General features: G+C 65.5%; 8 protein-coding genes. 2 read left to right on the plus strand and 6 right to left on the minus strand.

What is annotated here, in order from left to right; translation table 11 throughout:
* Window positions 1–90: 90 nt before the first annotated feature.
* Genes JT1_RS06790 through JT1_RS06810 form a run of 6 tightly spaced genes read right to left on the minus strand, consistent with a single transcriptional unit; the run spans window position 91 to window position 12562 of the window.
* Entirely contained in the window at window positions 91–2232 is a 2142-nt protein-coding gene (locus JT1_RS06790) for an ATP-dependent helicase (protein ID WP_218005564.1), read from the minus strand.
* Complete coding sequence (locus JT1_RS18660; RefSeq protein WP_218005565.1) at window positions 2198–2848, minus strand: UvrD-helicase domain-containing protein; 651 nt, start codon at window positions 2846–2848, stop codon at window positions 2198–2200. The genes JT1_RS06790 and JT1_RS18660 overlap by 35 nt, the downstream gene beginning before the upstream one ends.
* Window positions 2845–4932, minus strand: a complete 2088-nt coding sequence (locus JT1_RS06795) for a DUF262 domain-containing protein (protein WP_068324893.1) — start codon at window positions 4930–4932, stop codon at window positions 2845–2847. The genes JT1_RS18660 and JT1_RS06795 overlap by 4 nt, the downstream gene beginning before the upstream one ends.
* Before the next feature lie 4 nt (window positions 4933–4936).
* Window positions 4937–6709 (minus strand): ATP-dependent nuclease, encoded by a 1773-nt coding sequence (locus JT1_RS06800; protein WP_068324894.1) that lies wholly within the window; start codon window positions 6707–6709, stop codon window positions 4937–4939.
* Entirely contained in the window at window positions 6706–9546 is a 2841-nt protein-coding gene (locus tag JT1_RS06805; RefSeq protein ID WP_255218296.1) for a site-specific DNA-methyltransferase, read from the minus strand. The genes JT1_RS06800 and JT1_RS06805 overlap by 4 nt, the downstream gene beginning before the upstream one ends.
* On the minus strand, window positions 9428–12562 hold the full coding sequence (locus tag JT1_RS06810; protein WP_068325452.1) for a BPTD_3080 family restriction endonuclease: 3135 nt from the start codon (window positions 12560–12562) through the stop codon (window positions 9428–9430). The genes JT1_RS06805 and JT1_RS06810 overlap by 119 nt, the downstream gene beginning before the upstream one ends.
* Before the next feature lie 189 nt (window positions 12563–12751).
* On the opposite strand from JT1_RS06810, the gene JT1_RS06815 reads away from it, so the two are divergent.
* Both JT1_RS06815 and JT1_RS06820 read left to right on the plus strand, forming a co-directional pair.
* On the plus strand, window positions 12752–14620 hold the full coding sequence (locus JT1_RS06815; RefSeq protein ID WP_068325455.1) for a DUF2075 domain-containing protein: 1869 nt from the start codon (window positions 12752–12754) through the stop codon (window positions 14618–14620).
* A 92-nt stretch (window positions 14621–14712) separates the two neighbouring features.
* Window positions 14713–15621, plus strand: a complete 909-nt coding sequence (locus JT1_RS06820; protein ID WP_068324896.1) for an HNH endonuclease — start codon at window positions 14713–14715, stop codon at window positions 15619–15621.
* The last annotated feature ends 8 nt before the right edge of the window (window positions 15622–15629 follow it).

A 15629-nucleotide genomic window follows, 5' to 3' on the forward strand; every position in this document is an offset into this window, starting at 1 on the left:
CGTGCATCCTGCGTTCAAAGGTGCACCGAGTGTCGGGGGCCACGGGTCAAGTCCCGCGCATCGTCGGGCACGTCGAGTTGTCGTTGCCCTTCATGACGTCCCAGGCTTGCGCCGGCACAGTGCCGCGACGTCGCAGCTCTCGCACTGGCCGCACCAAACCGGCAATCGTGGCAGATCGTTGGTGCGCAGAGACTCCCCTGCGCCCGCGATCCGTGACCGGATGTCGACGAGAAGGCCGCCCTCGACCTCTTCTCGAGTGCTCTTTCCCTCGGGGTCCAGGTTGAGCACCTCGATGAGGTCAGCGGTCTGACCGGTGAGCTCTTCGTAGCCAACCGCGTATACGTGCAGCTGGTCGCGGGTCACGTCTTCGGCCTGTGCTCGGTCCGACGACTTGAAGTCGACGATGGCGAGCTCGTCGGTGTCCAGCCGCCGGATGAGGTCGACCCGGCCGTCGATCGTCACGCCCGGCGCCACATGCACCTGGATCTGCTTCTCGGAGTGGACCGTGCTCGCCAGCGACTCACCGTGGGTGACGAAGTAGCGCTCGATGGCCGACTTGGCCGCCTTCTCCAACTGCTCTCGGAGTGCGGGATAGGCGAAGGGGGTGTGGAGGTGCCGCTGGACGAGTTCGCCCGCCGCCGACTTGTCGAGGATGTCTCCACCGATCGCACGCTTGTGCACCTCGGAGAGCGCGTCGTGCAGCCCCTTCCCGAACCCAAGCGCCTCGTGAAGCGGAGGGTTGAACCCGTAGAGGAAGCGGAGCTTGAACTGGTACGGGCACTCGAAGAGGTACTTCAGCTCTGAGAACGAGAGTGTCACCTGCGGTATCTCGTGCTTGGGCTCCTGGGGCAGCGTCGCTGTCGGCAGCATGCCGGCTTTGGTCGAGACCCAGGTGTTCTCGGTGCAGTGATCGAAGAACTCAGATCGCGCCTTGTACATCCTGCTGCTGCTCGGCGAGTAGCTCACCGCGAGGTACTTCTGAGCTCGCGTGATGGCCACGTAGAAGAGTCTTGTCTCGTCCGCCAGCGTGCCGCGGTAGCGATCAGGGTCGGCCACAGCCTCCTCCGGGATGACATGGAAGAGGTTGAGCCCGCCATGTCGCTTCGACGGGAACCTGTTGCGCCGTAGGCACGGGAGAAAAACCGCCGGCCACTGCATACCCTTCGCCTGGTGCACCGTGCCCAGCGTGACCGCATCCGGGGTGGCGTACCCGACGTCGCCATCGCCGTCTGCGTAGTAGTCGGGTGCCTGGTACTCAAGCCATGCGGCGAAGGTTTGGTACTTGTTGGCCGGACTGGACGAGAAGTGGATCTGCTCGAAGTCAGAGATCGCCTGGCTGAACTTGCCCAGCTGATAGAAGACGAGCTCCCCTCGCCCGGGTTCACCAGGGACGGTTTCCTCGCGCAGCTCGAGCGCCTCGAGGAAGTCGAGGTAAAGGCGCTGGATGTTGTAAACGCCCCAGCGTTCCCCACGGTCGAAGTCACGTCCACGGTCCAGGACTGCCATGGCGTCGGCCCAGCGAGACTGCGGCCCGATGAGGTGCGCGCCGTCCCACAGCGCACGAAGGGTCGTTGCGTCGACCTCTCCCACCATGTACCGGAAGATCCCGACAACGGCAGTGATCTCTAGGCTCTCGAAGAGCTTGTTGAGTCCCTTAATGACGAAGGGGATGTTGCGCTTCCTCAGCTCCGCGACGAGAGGCTGGGAATCCTTCGCCACCGACCGGTAGAGGACGGCGAAGTCGGACCACGACAAGCCTCTCGGCTCGGCACCCGGGACGTCGACGAAGGGGACGCCGAGCAGCGTCTCCATGCGGTCGCAGATCCAGGCTGCTTCGGCGTCTTCGTCCTCGTGCTCCAGCGCCAGGAGATCGCCCCTCTCCCACACCTGGTGGCCCGCAGCGACCATGCGCTTGTCGAGCCGCTCACCCTCCGGGATGCGGAGCGCGACCGAGTGCCCGAGCTCGACGATCCCTTTGCTGGAGCGGAAGTTGTCGGCGAGAGTCACCTGACGCACCCCGTCGTAGCGGTCGTCGAAGGTGAGGATGTTGGAGACCGCGCTCCCGCGCCACTGGTAGATCGTCTGGTCGTCGTCGCCGACGACGCAGAGGTTCGCGCCGAACTGGACCAGCCCCTGGACCAGCGCCTCCTGCAGAGGGTTGACGTCCTGGTACTCGTCGACGATGACGTATCGGATGTCATCTCGGACGGACCTCGTCGACGCCCGGCTCACCGGCCTCAGCCGGGTCGAGCATCTGCACGGCGAGGTTGATCATCTCGGTGTAGTCGAAGGAGCTCTTGTCGTAGATCAGGCGCAGGTAGTCGGAGCACGACGTGCTGACCCCGTCAGGGATGAGGTCCGCGTCGATGTCGTCCTCTCGCAGGACACTCGTCACCTGCATGAAGAGGCGCGAGTTGGTGTAGCGCTTAAGGGTGTCCCCGCTGAGCTTGGGGCACGTCGTGAGGCCCGACTTCGTGCTGTACTTGTCGATGAGCAGCCGGGTGGTGATGTCCGACATCACGGAGAACTTGAAGGTCTGGGGCACGAGCCGCTGAAGCAGGTCGAGGCAGTAGCCGTGCATCGTGCCGATGTACATCTCGGCCAGCCCCGTGACGGGGCCATGCTCCTTCTCGACGATGGAGTGCACCCGCTCCTTCAACTCTGCCGCGGCCTTCTCGGTGAAGGTGAACGCCACCACGTTGCGGGGTTCGATGCCCGGCTGCTCGAGGATGCGGACGATTCGTTGCGAGATCACCTGGGTCTTGCCCGACCCGGCGCACGCGATGATCTGCAGCGGCTCGTCGAGGCAGGCGATGGCCGCTTGCTGGGCGGGCGTATACGCAGTCATGCGCCGTCTCCGGATCCCGTGAGCACCCGCTCTGCGGCCTCGACGACCCGACGGTCGTCGGCCAGGCCGTCTGCGCCCTCATCGTGAGCATGATCCTCGACCTGGAGAAAGTACTTCACCGCTGCCGCCAGCACCGGTCTCTGGTGCGCGTCGAAGGAGTCCCATCTCTCGACCAGACGCATCAACCTGGCCGCCAGCGCGGCGGCCTCTGGTCCCGCCTCGACGTGATGCTGCAGGTGCGAACCGACGTCATCGGCCCACACCTGCACCTCAACCGGCGAGACCTCGACGCACATCGGCTCGACGAAGGCCCACAGCTCTCCCAACGACTCACGGAAGGCGACCATCGGTCGCCCAGCCGGGTCGTTCGACGACTCTGCGCCGGAGGCCGAAGGGATGGCCCACACCTCGTCGGCGAGCTCGGCCAGCCGCGCTTGGCGTGCTTGGATCGCGTCGATCCCCCAGCCGTCGACATCCGTGAGCTCGCGGGTCAGCCGGACATCAGAGCACTTGTAGTAGTCCTTCTTCTCGGTGAATGACTTGTTCGAGGCTGGAATGTTGTCCGCGTAGTACAGCAGCGTCAGGTTGCCGTACTTGTTCAGGAACTCGCTGTGGCGCTCGACTCCCTCCACCCCCAGTGTCGCTCGCCACTCATCGGTGAGCGCCTTGGGCATGATGTGCTCGATGTGGACCTGCTGGTTGGGCTTGAGCACCTTCTCTCGTCCCGTGTCGAGATGCTCCTCGATCCTGCTCACCGTGTATCTCAGGAAGTACTGAGTCCCCATCCGCATCTTCAAGAAGGCCGACCGGAACGTGGCCGAGTCCGGCATCGTCTCGATGAGGATCTTCCGGGCTGTCTCGAGGTCGGCTCCCTCGGACCTGATGAGGACCTGTGCAGCGTCGCGATAGCGCCTCTCGAGGTCGTTGGTCCCGAGGCCCACGATGCTGGTGTACCGGTACGTCAAGGTTTCGGCCAGCCGCGCGAACGCGATGAAGTCCGTTTCTGAGAGGTAGCGTCGAGCAGGAAGCAGCGCGATGTAGCACGTCATGGCACGCAGCGTGCGCAGGTCGGAAAGCGCCGCCCGGGTGGGTGAGTGCTCCACCCGCGATGGCGCCTCGAACTCGCCGTACAAACGGGCGACGGTGCGGAGCTCGTCAAGCACCCGCTGCGGATCCTGCTTGGCGATCAGCGCCTTGAAGTGGCCGAAGACATCGTCCTTCTTGACCGCCTGCTGATAACCCAAGAGGTAGTGGCGCAGGAATCTGCTGACATCTACGTCGGCGCCCAGGTCTTCCAGCAGGGCGTCCCACTCGGCAGCTGCCTCATCGACTTGTTCCTCGGAGGAGTAGGCCTTGGCGAACTGTCCAAGGAGATGGCTCTTGAGCAGGTCTGCCGCCGAGAGCTGCAGGCCTCGGTCGTTGAGCGTCTCGAAGAGGAGGAAGGCATCTGCCAGCTCCTTCACCCTGATGACGACGACCTCAACGTTCTCCATGAGGTTGGCGGCGAAACGGCTCAGCCAGATCTGTTGCTGGTCAGGGTCTCTCTTGTCGAGCTCGCTCTCGATGTGCTCGCGCATACGGACGAGATTGCCCAGGAGTGCCTTGTTGCGGTCCTTCTGGTGGGGCGAGAGGCCCTCGGTGTCCGTCGGCTGACGGCGCTTGTCGTCATCGATCTCGCGAAGCACGAAATCCCGGAAGACCTGCCAGTTGGCAGCGCCCGTCTTGAACTTGTACTGGTCGTCGCCGTGAGCGAAGGCGTCCGACAGCAGTCGGGTCTGGATCCGCTGTGCGTCCCTGTCCATCCCTCGCGACCGGCACGCGTCCCGGAGGGCGGAGAGGAGGATCATCAAGGTGGTGAGTCGCTGCTGCCCATCGATGACCTGCGGTTGCGACTCCTTCTCGTCCGCCAGCACCAATGACCCGAGGAAGTGGCCTGTCGCAGCGTTCGCCAGCAGGTCGTCCCACAGATCGTCGACCTGCTCGAAGGTCCACGAGTAGGGACGCTGGTAAGGCGGGATGCGGAATTGCTCTTCTTCGAGTCCCAGGAGGTTCTTCAGAGACTTCTTCTCGGCTCGCAGGTCCACGGCCTTACCTCGACTCCATGTGTGCGCGACGTCGGGCCTCTGCATCGACGACCTTGGTGATCCGACGGTTGATCTCTTCGGCGAGCCAGATCAGACCCGGTGCCGGATGGATCTTGAGGAGCTCGGGCATCTTGACCTTTGCGGCGTCCTTCCATGCAATCGAGTAGGACGTCTGCCAGCCCGATCCGCACTTCTGCTTGCCATCGACCGCCACAGCTTCGCCGAGCTCGTCCACGATGGCGTCTCTGGCGGCCAGTGGGAGCAGGTCCTCAATCTCCACGTCGTGCTGCGAGTGCTTGCAGCGATCTGGCCAGGTTTCGAGGCTCAGCAGGTCTCGGTCCTTCTTCCAGCCGAGGTCCGAGAGGTCTTTGGCCGCGTTCTTGCCTGCCTGGTCGTGGTCCACCAGGACGATGACCGGGACGTTCGTCGCAGCGCGGGCCAGGGTCGCTTGGACGATGGTCTTCTTGGCCCCGTCGCTGGCGATGACGTGGACTCCTGCGAGCAGGTCGCTCTTACCCATGCCCTCGCACGCTGCCTGGAGGAACAGCCCATCGAGGTGCCCCTCGGTGACAAGTACGGCCCGGGTCCCAGCGGCGATCTTCATGGCCCGCTCCAGCACCTTGGCCATGCCCGCCTCGCTGTACAGCGACCCGAGGACGTCAGCTCTGTCCGAGTCGCCGCGAACCGTAGTCGGGATTGAGGTCCAGCCTTCTGCGTTCTTCGTCAGCTGGCTGACCCGAGAGCGGCTGTCACGAGTCATGACGTACGGCGAGTGCGTGGTGACCAGGAGCGACACGTTGTCCGGTTTCGACATGCCCTCCAGGTGGCGTCCCATAGCCTCCTGTGCGGCGGGGTGCAGGAAGGACTCAGGCTCCTCGACAGCGAGCACGAGTGAGCGTGCGCTCTGGTCGGCGAGGTACTGCAGGAGCGCGGTGAGCACCGCGCCCCGCAGGCCGGTTCCCTTCTCGCTCAGAGGTGTGGTCGTCGCCGCATCCCCGAGCTGGACGTCGACCGAGGAGATCGTCTCCGATACTGCGGGCACGTCCGGGATGAGCGTCGCGACGTTGACCTCGGGGAACATCCCAGACGTGATCTCTTCGACCAGCGCCCTCAATGGCTCGAGCAGCTCATCCTGGAGCGACTGCACGTACTCGAGCCGGGCCTTCTCCGCCTTGTCCATCTGCTCACGCAGATGGTCCGAGATGACGAGGTGGAGGATCTCCTGGAACTTGCCTGCGAGGAGTGACTCAAGGTCCTCCCCGGTGCGGACCACCGCGAACCGGACGACCTTACGGAACTGCTCCTCGAGCTTGATCGCTTCTGGCCTGTCCGCGCTGAGAGAGCGTCCGCCCATGCCCTTGGCCTGGAAGGACACTTGACGACCCGAGCCGGCGAAGCCGGTCACGAGCTTGACTACCCCGTCGTTGGCGAACGTCTGCGTCGTCTTTGTGATGGCTCTCCCGCGGCTCTGCCGCACTGCGTGCTCATAGGCCTGGGCGTGCCTGAGCAGGGTCTGCTCAGGGCCGGTATTGCCCACGGAGAAGGTGAGGGAAATTCGGGTCGCGAGCGGGGCCCCGACAGCCCCGGGGCGCATCGGCCTGTCGATCGCCGGATCGTAGGGTGCGTCAGGGTCCAAGGCTAGTGCGACGGCTCTGAGCAGGTTGGACTTGCCGCAGTTGTTTGGCCCGACGAAGAAGTTGACGCCGTCACCCATATCTACGTCGTGCCGGTCCAAGAAGGATCGGTAGTTCTTGACCTCGACGTTGGTCAGCTTCATGCAGTCACCTCGAAGACCTTCATGACCTCGTCGCCGTAGTCGTTGATGACCTTGACGGCGATCTTGCCGGTGGATGGGACAGCGAAGGGGTGCGACACCGTGCCGTAGAGCTGGGACCACGCGTCAGCGTCGATCTCGGCCTTGAGCGCGGTCTTCAGCCGCTTGTAGGGGTCCCCACCACCGGTGAAGTAGCAGTGCCGCACGAAGAACGAGTCGCCGTTGTAGTCGGTGTCGATCATCCACAGCGCGATCCGGTTGGTGTCACGCGAGCGGACCTCGCCGGTCGTCGGGTCGTAGACGTCGACGCCGTGCAGCTCGACGACGACCTCGTCGCCCTCGCGGCGGATCTCGAGGTCGGGCTCGCCGAAGACGGTGAAGAGGTTGCCCGCTCCCGTCTTCTTGAGGTCCTCGCCCATGAGCAGGTCAACGTTCATTCGGACGAGCAGCATCTTGATCCGGCCGAACGAGCGCTCGTCGGCGACCTCCGCGAAGCCGGTGCGTGAGGTCTCGACGGTCACCCCGTCCGCCTCGGTGACGTCCGCGGCCTGCGCGTCGAAGGCGAAACCGAGCACGCACACGAGGTCGATGTCCTGAGCTGCGACGGCCTCCTTGACCGCGCTGGCGGCGAAGCGTTGGCTCACCGTGCCGTACTGCGGTCCGAGCGCGATACCAACGCGAAGGGGTGAGCCCGCCTCTCCCCCACCGTCGCCATCGGCGACCTTCTGCCTCGCGACGGCCTGGATGTACTGCCCCGCGTAGGGCTCGAGCGACTCGAGCTCGATGCGCTCGCCCCGCAAGCCGTTCTGGATGCCGGCCTTGACGAGGTTCTCGAGGATGGACGCCTCGAACTGCGGGGCGTCGGGTTGCTCCTCGCCCGCACGCTCGGTCGCGCTCTCGTGGTCGGTATCCGGTCCTCCGGCGAAGGCGAGGCTACGGTGCGGGCTCAGCGACTCCACGGTGAAGGGGCCGGCGACCCGGACGGCGCGCTTGTCCTGGTAGGGCCGGTCGTAGAGAGTCTCAAATTCCGCGTGCTTCTTGATCGCGGCGTCGATCTCGTCGCGGGTCATCCCCTCGACGATGTCGGGGTTGTTGGCGATCGACTTCAGGGTGATGTGCTGGACCCGTTCGTAGACGAAGCCGTGCCTGATGTCATTCGTGGATGCTCCGCCGACTCGCGGCTGCTGCGAGACCTCAGCCTCCTTGAACTTGCCATTGTCGGAGTCCGCGAGGAGGTACATCGGGTACTTGGCACCCATGAGCCGCTGCCGCGCCAGGGCGAGCGCGACGCGTGAGGTGTCGATGGTGATCCAGCGCCGCCCCCACTGCTCGGCGACAAATGCCGTCGTCCCAGAACCGCACGTGGGGTCGAGGACCAACTCACCCGGATCGGTGCACATCAACATGCACCGTTCGACGACTCGCGGCAACGTTTGGACCACATAGACCCTGTCCGCGCCGAAGCCGCTCGTCTGAGTGTCGGTCCAGATGTTGGTGCGAGGGGTGACGGGATAGTCGTCGAGGTAGTTGACGAAGCGAAGTGTCTTACCCTGTGCGATCAGGCGGTCTGCGATTGCCACTTGTCCAAGTCCCCGGACGGGCACCTTCCAGTGGCTTCCTCTTGAAGGCTGGTAGGTGGCTTCCCGCCACTCGAACGGTTGGGGCTCAGATGCAGGCCCGTCTGAGGTCAATGGATAAGGCTGGAAAAGTCTGGCATTCGAGCTGGGTTCCTCTCCGGCTCTGAGCGACCGTCGCTTATCGCCGTCTTCAATCCATGTGTACTGAGTCGCGCCCTCTTGGCCCGGCCTCTTCGTCTCGAACAATTCGCGATACTTGACCGCTCGGCCGTCCTTGGCAAACCACAGGATGTAGTCAGCCACGTTGGCCAAAGTCCGCGAACTCTGGCCGCCGGTCTTCTTGAACGTGACTTCACTGACGAAGTTCTCAGGCCCGAAGACTTCGTCCATCAAACTTCGGACGAGGTGGACGTTCTCGTCGCCGATCTGAACGAAGCAAGAGCCGCTCTCGGTGAGCAGGTCCCGTGCGACGAAGAGCCTGTCGCGCAGGTACGACAGGTAGGAGTGGATGCCGAGCTCCCACGTGTCGCGGAAGGCCTTGATCTGCTCGGCCTCCCGCGCCGCGTCCTCGACCTTGCCGTCCTTGACGTCCCGCTTCCGGGCACTGGCCTGCCAGTTGGAGCCGAACTTGATGCCGTACGGCGGGTCGATGTAGACCATCTGCACCTGCCCGCGCAGGTCCTCACGCTCAGCGAGCGAGCCCATGACCTGCAGGGAGTCGCCGAGGATCATCCGGTTCGACCAGTTGGCTTCGTGCTTGTAGAACTCAATGAGGTCCAGGTCCTCGAGACCATCGAAGGTGTCGAACAGCGAGAGCTCCGGCTCGTCCTGCGGCTGGCTCGCCGTGCGTCGGAGGTTCTCCACGAGCACGCGCGGGTCGATCTTCTCCTGCACGTAGATGGGGGGAGCGTCGGCGACGAGGTCGATGGCGTTGGCCGGGTCGTCCCCGGGGAACTTCCCCTTCCACACGAGCTGCGGGTCGAGCGTCGCGTCGCGTCCGCAGACGATCCGCCGCGCCTGCTCGATCTCCGGTGTCACCAGGTCCTGGGCGTCGGCGGTCGGCAAGTTCGTCCGCTTGTCCTGGTGCTGCACCGACTCGATGGGGACGGGGCCGGTCGGCTTCTTGCGGCGGGGCGGCATGCAATCAGTCCTTCGCGAGAGCGAGCAGGTCGGGGTCACCGATGATCGGCGCATCGGCGTAGAGGGCAGTGACGGCAGCGTCCATGTCGGACTTGATGAGCGCGGGGTCGGTGATCTCGACATAGCCCCACCGGCCGAAGCCGCCATGGTTGTTGACCGCGGTGCACCAGACATCACGGGCGGTCGTCGCCTTGACCTTGACCGACCCCGGCGAATGTGCGGACTTCTGCCCGCCGGACACCTCAACGAGGAGCACCCGGTCGAAGTCCTCGCCCTCGGCACGGGCCAGCCGGACGAGGAAGTCAGGGACATAGTCGTGCGACGAGCCCTCGTGGACATACGGGATCGAGAACCCGAGCCGGTCGTTCTTCGCATAGGCCGCGACCCGCTTGTCGTGCTCGCACCACTCCATGAGCAGCTGCTCCCACGTGTTGCCGCCGACCCCGTCGAGCACGACGTGGCTGATCTCGCTGCGGTCCGAGGCAGTCGGCAGCGCCGTCTTGCGGGTGGCGAAGCGGACTCCCCCCGTCGAGCCGATCGGGTCGTACCGCCGGAGGATCGGGCGCAGGCTGGGCCTGCGATCCCCTTCGTGCTTGGTCACCGCCGCGTACACCGCGTCACAGGCCCGGGCCTGCCATTGCGCGTACTTCGCCAGGTGACCGAGGTGCCAGCCCTCCTCGACGACGACCGCTCGATCGATCCACTCCGTGCAGAGCTCAGCCAGACGCGGGAAGAGCCACGGCTTCGGCTCGGCCCGCACCCCCTTCGCATCGATCTCCTCCCCCAGGGCGAAGTGGTGCTGCACGAGGCGCTTGGCGAGCTGGAATGCGACCGCTCGCGGCCGGATCGCTCCGATCTCGTCCTCGACGAGCTCAGGTTCCCCGACGACCGGTGCCGACTGGGTCCAGCTCGGCACCGTGCTGGGCCCGATGACGAAGGGCGCGAGGTCCTCCGGCAGCCACAGCTCCTCGTCTGCCACCTCGAGGCGATACCCGTCGACCTTGGGGAAGATGATGCGCAGATCCTCGCGGCCCGGCACGCTGCGCACCTCCGTAGCCGGCAACGGCGGGGGCGTGTCCTTCGGTGGGGTGCCGCCGATGAACATGAAGGGGACGCCGTAGACGTTCGCGTACTCCGGCTCGAACCGTCCCTCCTCGTTGACGGCGTAAGAACGGCGACGCAGCCCTCGGCCGACCACCTGCTCGCAGAGCAACTGGGACTTGAAGGCGCGGATGCCGAGGATGTGGGTCACCGTGTTCGCGTCCCAGCCCTCGGTGAGCATCGCGACCGAGACAACGCACCGGACGTCTGCCCCGAGCATCCCCTTCTTGCCGACAGTGTTCATCACCTCGCGGAGGAGGTCCTCGTCGGTGAGGGCGTCCGCATCGGCCCCCGGGTTGCGACGCCGGTACTCAGCCTTGAACGCCTCGATCTCAGCGGCGGCCGCTTCCTTGAAGTCCTTCTTCATCGCCTCGCCGGACTCGAGCTGCGCGGAGTCGACGAGGATCGTGCGCGGCTTGGCGTGCGCGACCTCCCCGTCGCCGTTCTTGAAGAGCCCGAGGTTGCCGGGCACGTGCACGGTGGTGCCGTCGTCGCGAGTGACCTCGGTGCCGGCGATCCAGTCGTGGACGAGCTTGGAGACAGCGGTGTTCGGGCAGACGGCGATGAAGACCGGCGGTGGCTCCTCGAGCGGCTCGAGCACCCGCTCCCAGTGCTCGTAGGCGCGCAGGTATGACCGGTAGAGACTGTGCAGCGCGGCCTCGAGCTCGGCGGGCATGACCCACGAGGTGATGTCGGTCTGGGCCCGTGCCCGCTTGGGCAGGTCCTTGCCGACCATCTCCCAGAGGTTGCGGAAGGTCACCGTGTCGGTCGTCGTGTCGTCGTCAACCGGGATGCGCGGGGCCTTGATGATGCCGCACTCGATCGCGTCCATGAGTGAGAAGTCGCTCACGGTCCACGGGAAGATGTAGCCCTCCTTGTACCCGCTCCCCCCGAGGTAGAACGGAGTAGCAGAGAGGTCGTAGACGGCCTTGACCCCGACGTGCTCCTGGATGGCACGGATCCCCTTGAACCACACCCGGGCGTCCTCGTTGCGCTGCTTGTCCTCGGAGTCGGCCTTCTCGACGCCCTCGGCCTCGTCCTCGACGGTGATCGGCTTGTCCATGTAGCAGTGGTGCGCCTCGTCGTTGAGCACAACGATCTCGCCTGACTGCCTCCCGCCCCCGAAGCCGCGGAGCACTCGTGAGACCATCGCCGCCTCGGTCTCTTTGAAGGGGTCCTCGGACTTGCCCGCGAGCAGCAGCTTGCGGGTCGTGCGCGCGACGCCCTTGATCTCTTTGGCGTCCTTGAGCAGGAAGGAGTGGTAGTTCGTGATGATGATCTGCGCCTTGCCCAGCAGACCCTCGAGGTCGGCCGGGACGATGCCTCGCTCGCGGTAGTAGTTCTGCGGGTCGTTCGGCTGCAGGACCCGGAGCCGGTCACGGATGGTGATGCCCGGTGCGACGATGAGGAAGCGCTTGGCGTAGCGGGGGTTGCTCGGGCTGGCCACCTTGTTCAGCGTCTGCCACGCGATGAGCATCGCCATGACGACGGTCTTGCCCGACCCGGTCGCCATCTTCAGGGCGGTGCGTGGGATGCCCTCGTTGTGCTCGTCATTGAAGCCCTCGATGACCGCACGACGGTCGCGGTACCCCTTCGTCCGGCCGGCGACCTCGGCGAGGAAGATCGCGGTCTCCGCCGCTTCGCGCTGCGCGAAGAGGATCCTGTTCTCCCGCGAGGGGTCCGACCAGTGCCGCAGCAGCTTGGCGCTCGTCGCGGTCGTGCCCGGGTAGCCGCCGTCGCGCCAGTTGGCGACGTCGACGCGGAGCTCGTTGATCAGGGAGTTTTCCTGCCGCGTCTCTTCCACCAAGCCGAGCGTGAGCTGGTCCGCTGAGTCAGAGGCTGATGTTACGGCAGACTTCTTGCGTCCATGCTTTCTTACCTGTGCAACAGGGATATAGGACTCGCTCGAGCGACGGCCGTCGCGGACCTCTCCGGTCGGACCCTTGGCACCGATGACGAAATGCTGGGCTGGCGGATCGTAGGGCCCATTGAGGACCGGGTTCGACAGGGGCGACGCGACGTCGTCAGTGTCTGCAATCAACTCTAGTGCTCCTGTCCCCGAGATACTCGTCGTGAGCCTAGCGACTCGTACCGACAGCCGAGCGGATGTCCTCCCGGCGATTATGGTCGTCAGGCATACTCACCACTGTCATAGCGGCCCGACGGGCTTCCTCTCGAAGGACATGCCCCCACCCGCACGAGTTTCGTGCTGCCTGGGGACCTGTCCGTGCCACTTCTTCGCTCCTCCGTCCGGGGGTTCTCGGCGCTCGAGCACCATCTGGCAGACCGCCTTGCCGAACAGATGTCGATCCAGACCGGTCACTCCCCCTCCGCCAGCGAGCGCCGCTCGTGGGAGCGGAGCATCCCTGCCCTTCGCGCGGACCTGCTCGATGCTGGACTCGACGACGTCGAGATGCTCGTCGAGTACCAGCTCCCGCTCACGTCCAAGCGTGCCGACGTCGTCCTCGCGGGTGTGCACCCGCGGACGGGACACCCTTCGTACGTCGTCATCGAGCTCAAGCAGTGGTCGGCCGCCGAGACCTACGAGGACTCCGACACGCTCGTAACCGTCGAGCAGTACGGCGGGCGCGCCGTCACCCACCCGGCGGTGCAGGTCGAGGGGTACGTCGACTACATCGCCGACTTCACGAGCCACCTCGCCGAGACCGAGCACTCACTCGTCGGTGCGGCCTACCTGCACAACGCGACCGATCGCGGCGTGGAGGACCTCTTCACTCGACCAGCCACGGAGCGGTCGCGACTCTTCACCGGGCAACGCCGGGGTGCCTTCAGCGAGTTCCTCGCCCAGCACCTGGCTGCCGGCGAGTCGGGCACCGCTGCTGCGGATGCCCTGCTCAGCTCACGGATCGCGCCGAGCAAACAGCTCCTCGCGGTTGCCGCGGATGAGGTGCAGCGAAGGGAGATGTTCGTCCTGCTCGACGAGCAGCGCGATGCCTACGAACACGTGCTGCACGCGGTCGACCGGGCCCGGCGGGCCAACACGAAGCGGGCGATCGTCGTCAGCGGTGGACCGGGCAGCGGCAAGTCGGTCATCGCGCTCTCGCTCATGGGCGAGCTGTCGCGTCAGGGGCGCAGCGTCGTCCACGCGACCGGGTCGCGCTCCTTCACGCAGACGCTGCGGCGCGTCGCTGGTGCTCGCGCGCCGCGGGTGCAGAAGCTCTTCAAGTACTTCAACTCCTTCATGACCGCCGAGGCGAACGACCTCGACTGCCTGATCCTCGACGAGGCGCACCGCATCCGGGAGTCGTCGGTCAACCGGTACACGCGCAAGGAGCAGCGCGAGCACGTCCAGCCGCAGATCCACGAGCTGCTCTCTGCCGCACGTGTGCCGGTTTTCCTGCTCGACGAGCACCAGGTGGTGCGGCCGGGTGAGCTCGGGACTGTGCAGGACATCGAGCGATACGCAGCTGTCCTCGGCATCGAGGTGGAGGAGATCAGGCTCGACGACCAGTTTCGCTGCGGCGGGTCGCAGATCTACGTCGACTGGGTGCTGCGACTGCTCGGGCTGGTGCCGGGCGGGCCGGTCCCCTGGACCGGCGACGACGGGTTCGACGTCGAGGTCGTGGACTCTCCCCTCGAACTGGGCCACGTGCTCGGTCAACATCACGCCGACGGGTATACGGCGCGCGTCGCGGCTGGGTACTGCTGGCCGTGGAGCGACCCGCGACCGGACGGGACGCTCGTGGATGACGTCGTCATCGGTGACTGGTCCCGGCCATGGAATCTGCGGGGCGAGCGCTCGGTCGGCGGTGCTCCCCCTTCCGCGCTGTGGGCCTCGGACCCGGCCGGTTTCGGTCAGGTGGGGTGCATCTACACGGCGCAGGGGTTCGAGTACGACCACGCCGGCGTGATCCTCGGGCCCGACCTCGTGTGGCGCGACAGACGGTGGGTTTCGGTGCGCGAGGCGAACCGCGACCCGGACTTCAAGAGCCGAACGAAGGTGCCGGACGAGGACTTCGACCGGCTCGTACGCAACGTCTACAAGGTGCTGCTGACGCGCGGGATGCGCAGCGTGCACATCTACTCAACGGACCCACAGACCAGGGACTTCCTGCGGTCGCTCGTGCGCTCATAGGGCAACACGTAACACCAACCGAACACCGACGGAACGACAGGCTTCCGCTGCCGGACATGCCTCACCCGTGACTCACACGGAGCAGGCATGTCATGACCACGTGGATCTTCGGGATCGACGAGGAGAACCCACAGCACTGGGACTACGCGAAGCGCTACGGGATCTGGCATCTCACGAAGCGCGTTGGCGTCAAGGCCGGCGACCACATCTACTTCTGGCAGACCGGGGATCCCAAGACGGCGGGGTACAAGCCCGGCCTCATCGGGCTCGTCCGTGCCCGGACGGATCTCGAGCCCGTGCGTCCGGGCGAGACGATGCCGTGGAACATCGGCGACGACAAGCGGGACAACTACAAGTTCCGCGTAGAGCTCGACGTCGTGTCTCCCGAGTCAACGAGCGTGGCGAGCTGGACGACGCTGAAGACGAACACCGGCGTGGCGGGGGCGCTCAACTTCGGACCGCGGGAGGTGAAGTCCACCGACGGTGAGCGGTGGTTGCGCCGCCAGCTCGACATCGGCGAGACGAAGGACATCTCCCTCACCCTGCAGGATGCGGTCGACGTCATCGACCCAGGTGACGCCGACTCGGACGAGGACCTGCGTCGACGGGTGCGGGCATCCATCGTGGTCCGCGAAGGCCAAGGCACCTTCCGGCAGGGGCTGCTGGACGCGTACCGAGAGCAATGCGCGATCACCGGGATCTCCGAGCCTGTCCTGGATGCTGCCCATATCCGGCCGTACAAGGGGCGCCACAGCCACGCGCCGTCGAACGGACTCCTTCTGCGCACCGACCTGCACACGCTCTTCGACAAGCACCTGCTGACTGTCGTCCATGACGCCGGCTACTACCGCGTCCGCGTCTCGGACGACCTGAGCGCCGACATGTACCGGGAGCTGGACCAGCAGTTGCTGCAGGTCGTGCCACTCTCGGCGAAGCACCGACCGAGTCCAGGCCTGCTGGAGGAGCACAACAACGAGTGCCGCAAGAAGTGGGCTATATGATGACGACC

Origin of the sequence: Janibacter terrae NBRC 107853 (genome assembly GCF_001591405.1) — a bacterium.
GTDB classification, from domain to species: domain Bacteria; phylum Actinomycetota; class Actinomycetes; order Actinomycetales; family Dermatophilaceae; genus Janibacter; species Janibacter terrae.

Coding starts and splice junctions, on each gene's coding strand:
- JT1_RS18660 (WP_218005565.1), bottom strand. CDS start 2,848: ATGACTGCGTATACGCCCGCCCAGCAAGCGGCCATCGCCTGCCTCGAC.
- JT1_RS06800 (WP_068324894.1), bottom strand. CDS start 6,709: ATGAAGCTGACCAACGTCGAGGTCAAGAACTACCGATCCTTCTTGGAC.
- JT1_RS06805 (WP_255218296.1), bottom strand. CDS start 9,546: ATGTCGAGATCACCGACCCCGCGCTCATCAAGTCCGACATGGACGCTG.
- JT1_RS06820 (WP_068324896.1), top strand. CDS start 14,713: ATGACCACGTGGATCTTCGGGATCGACGAGGAGAACCCACAGCACTGG.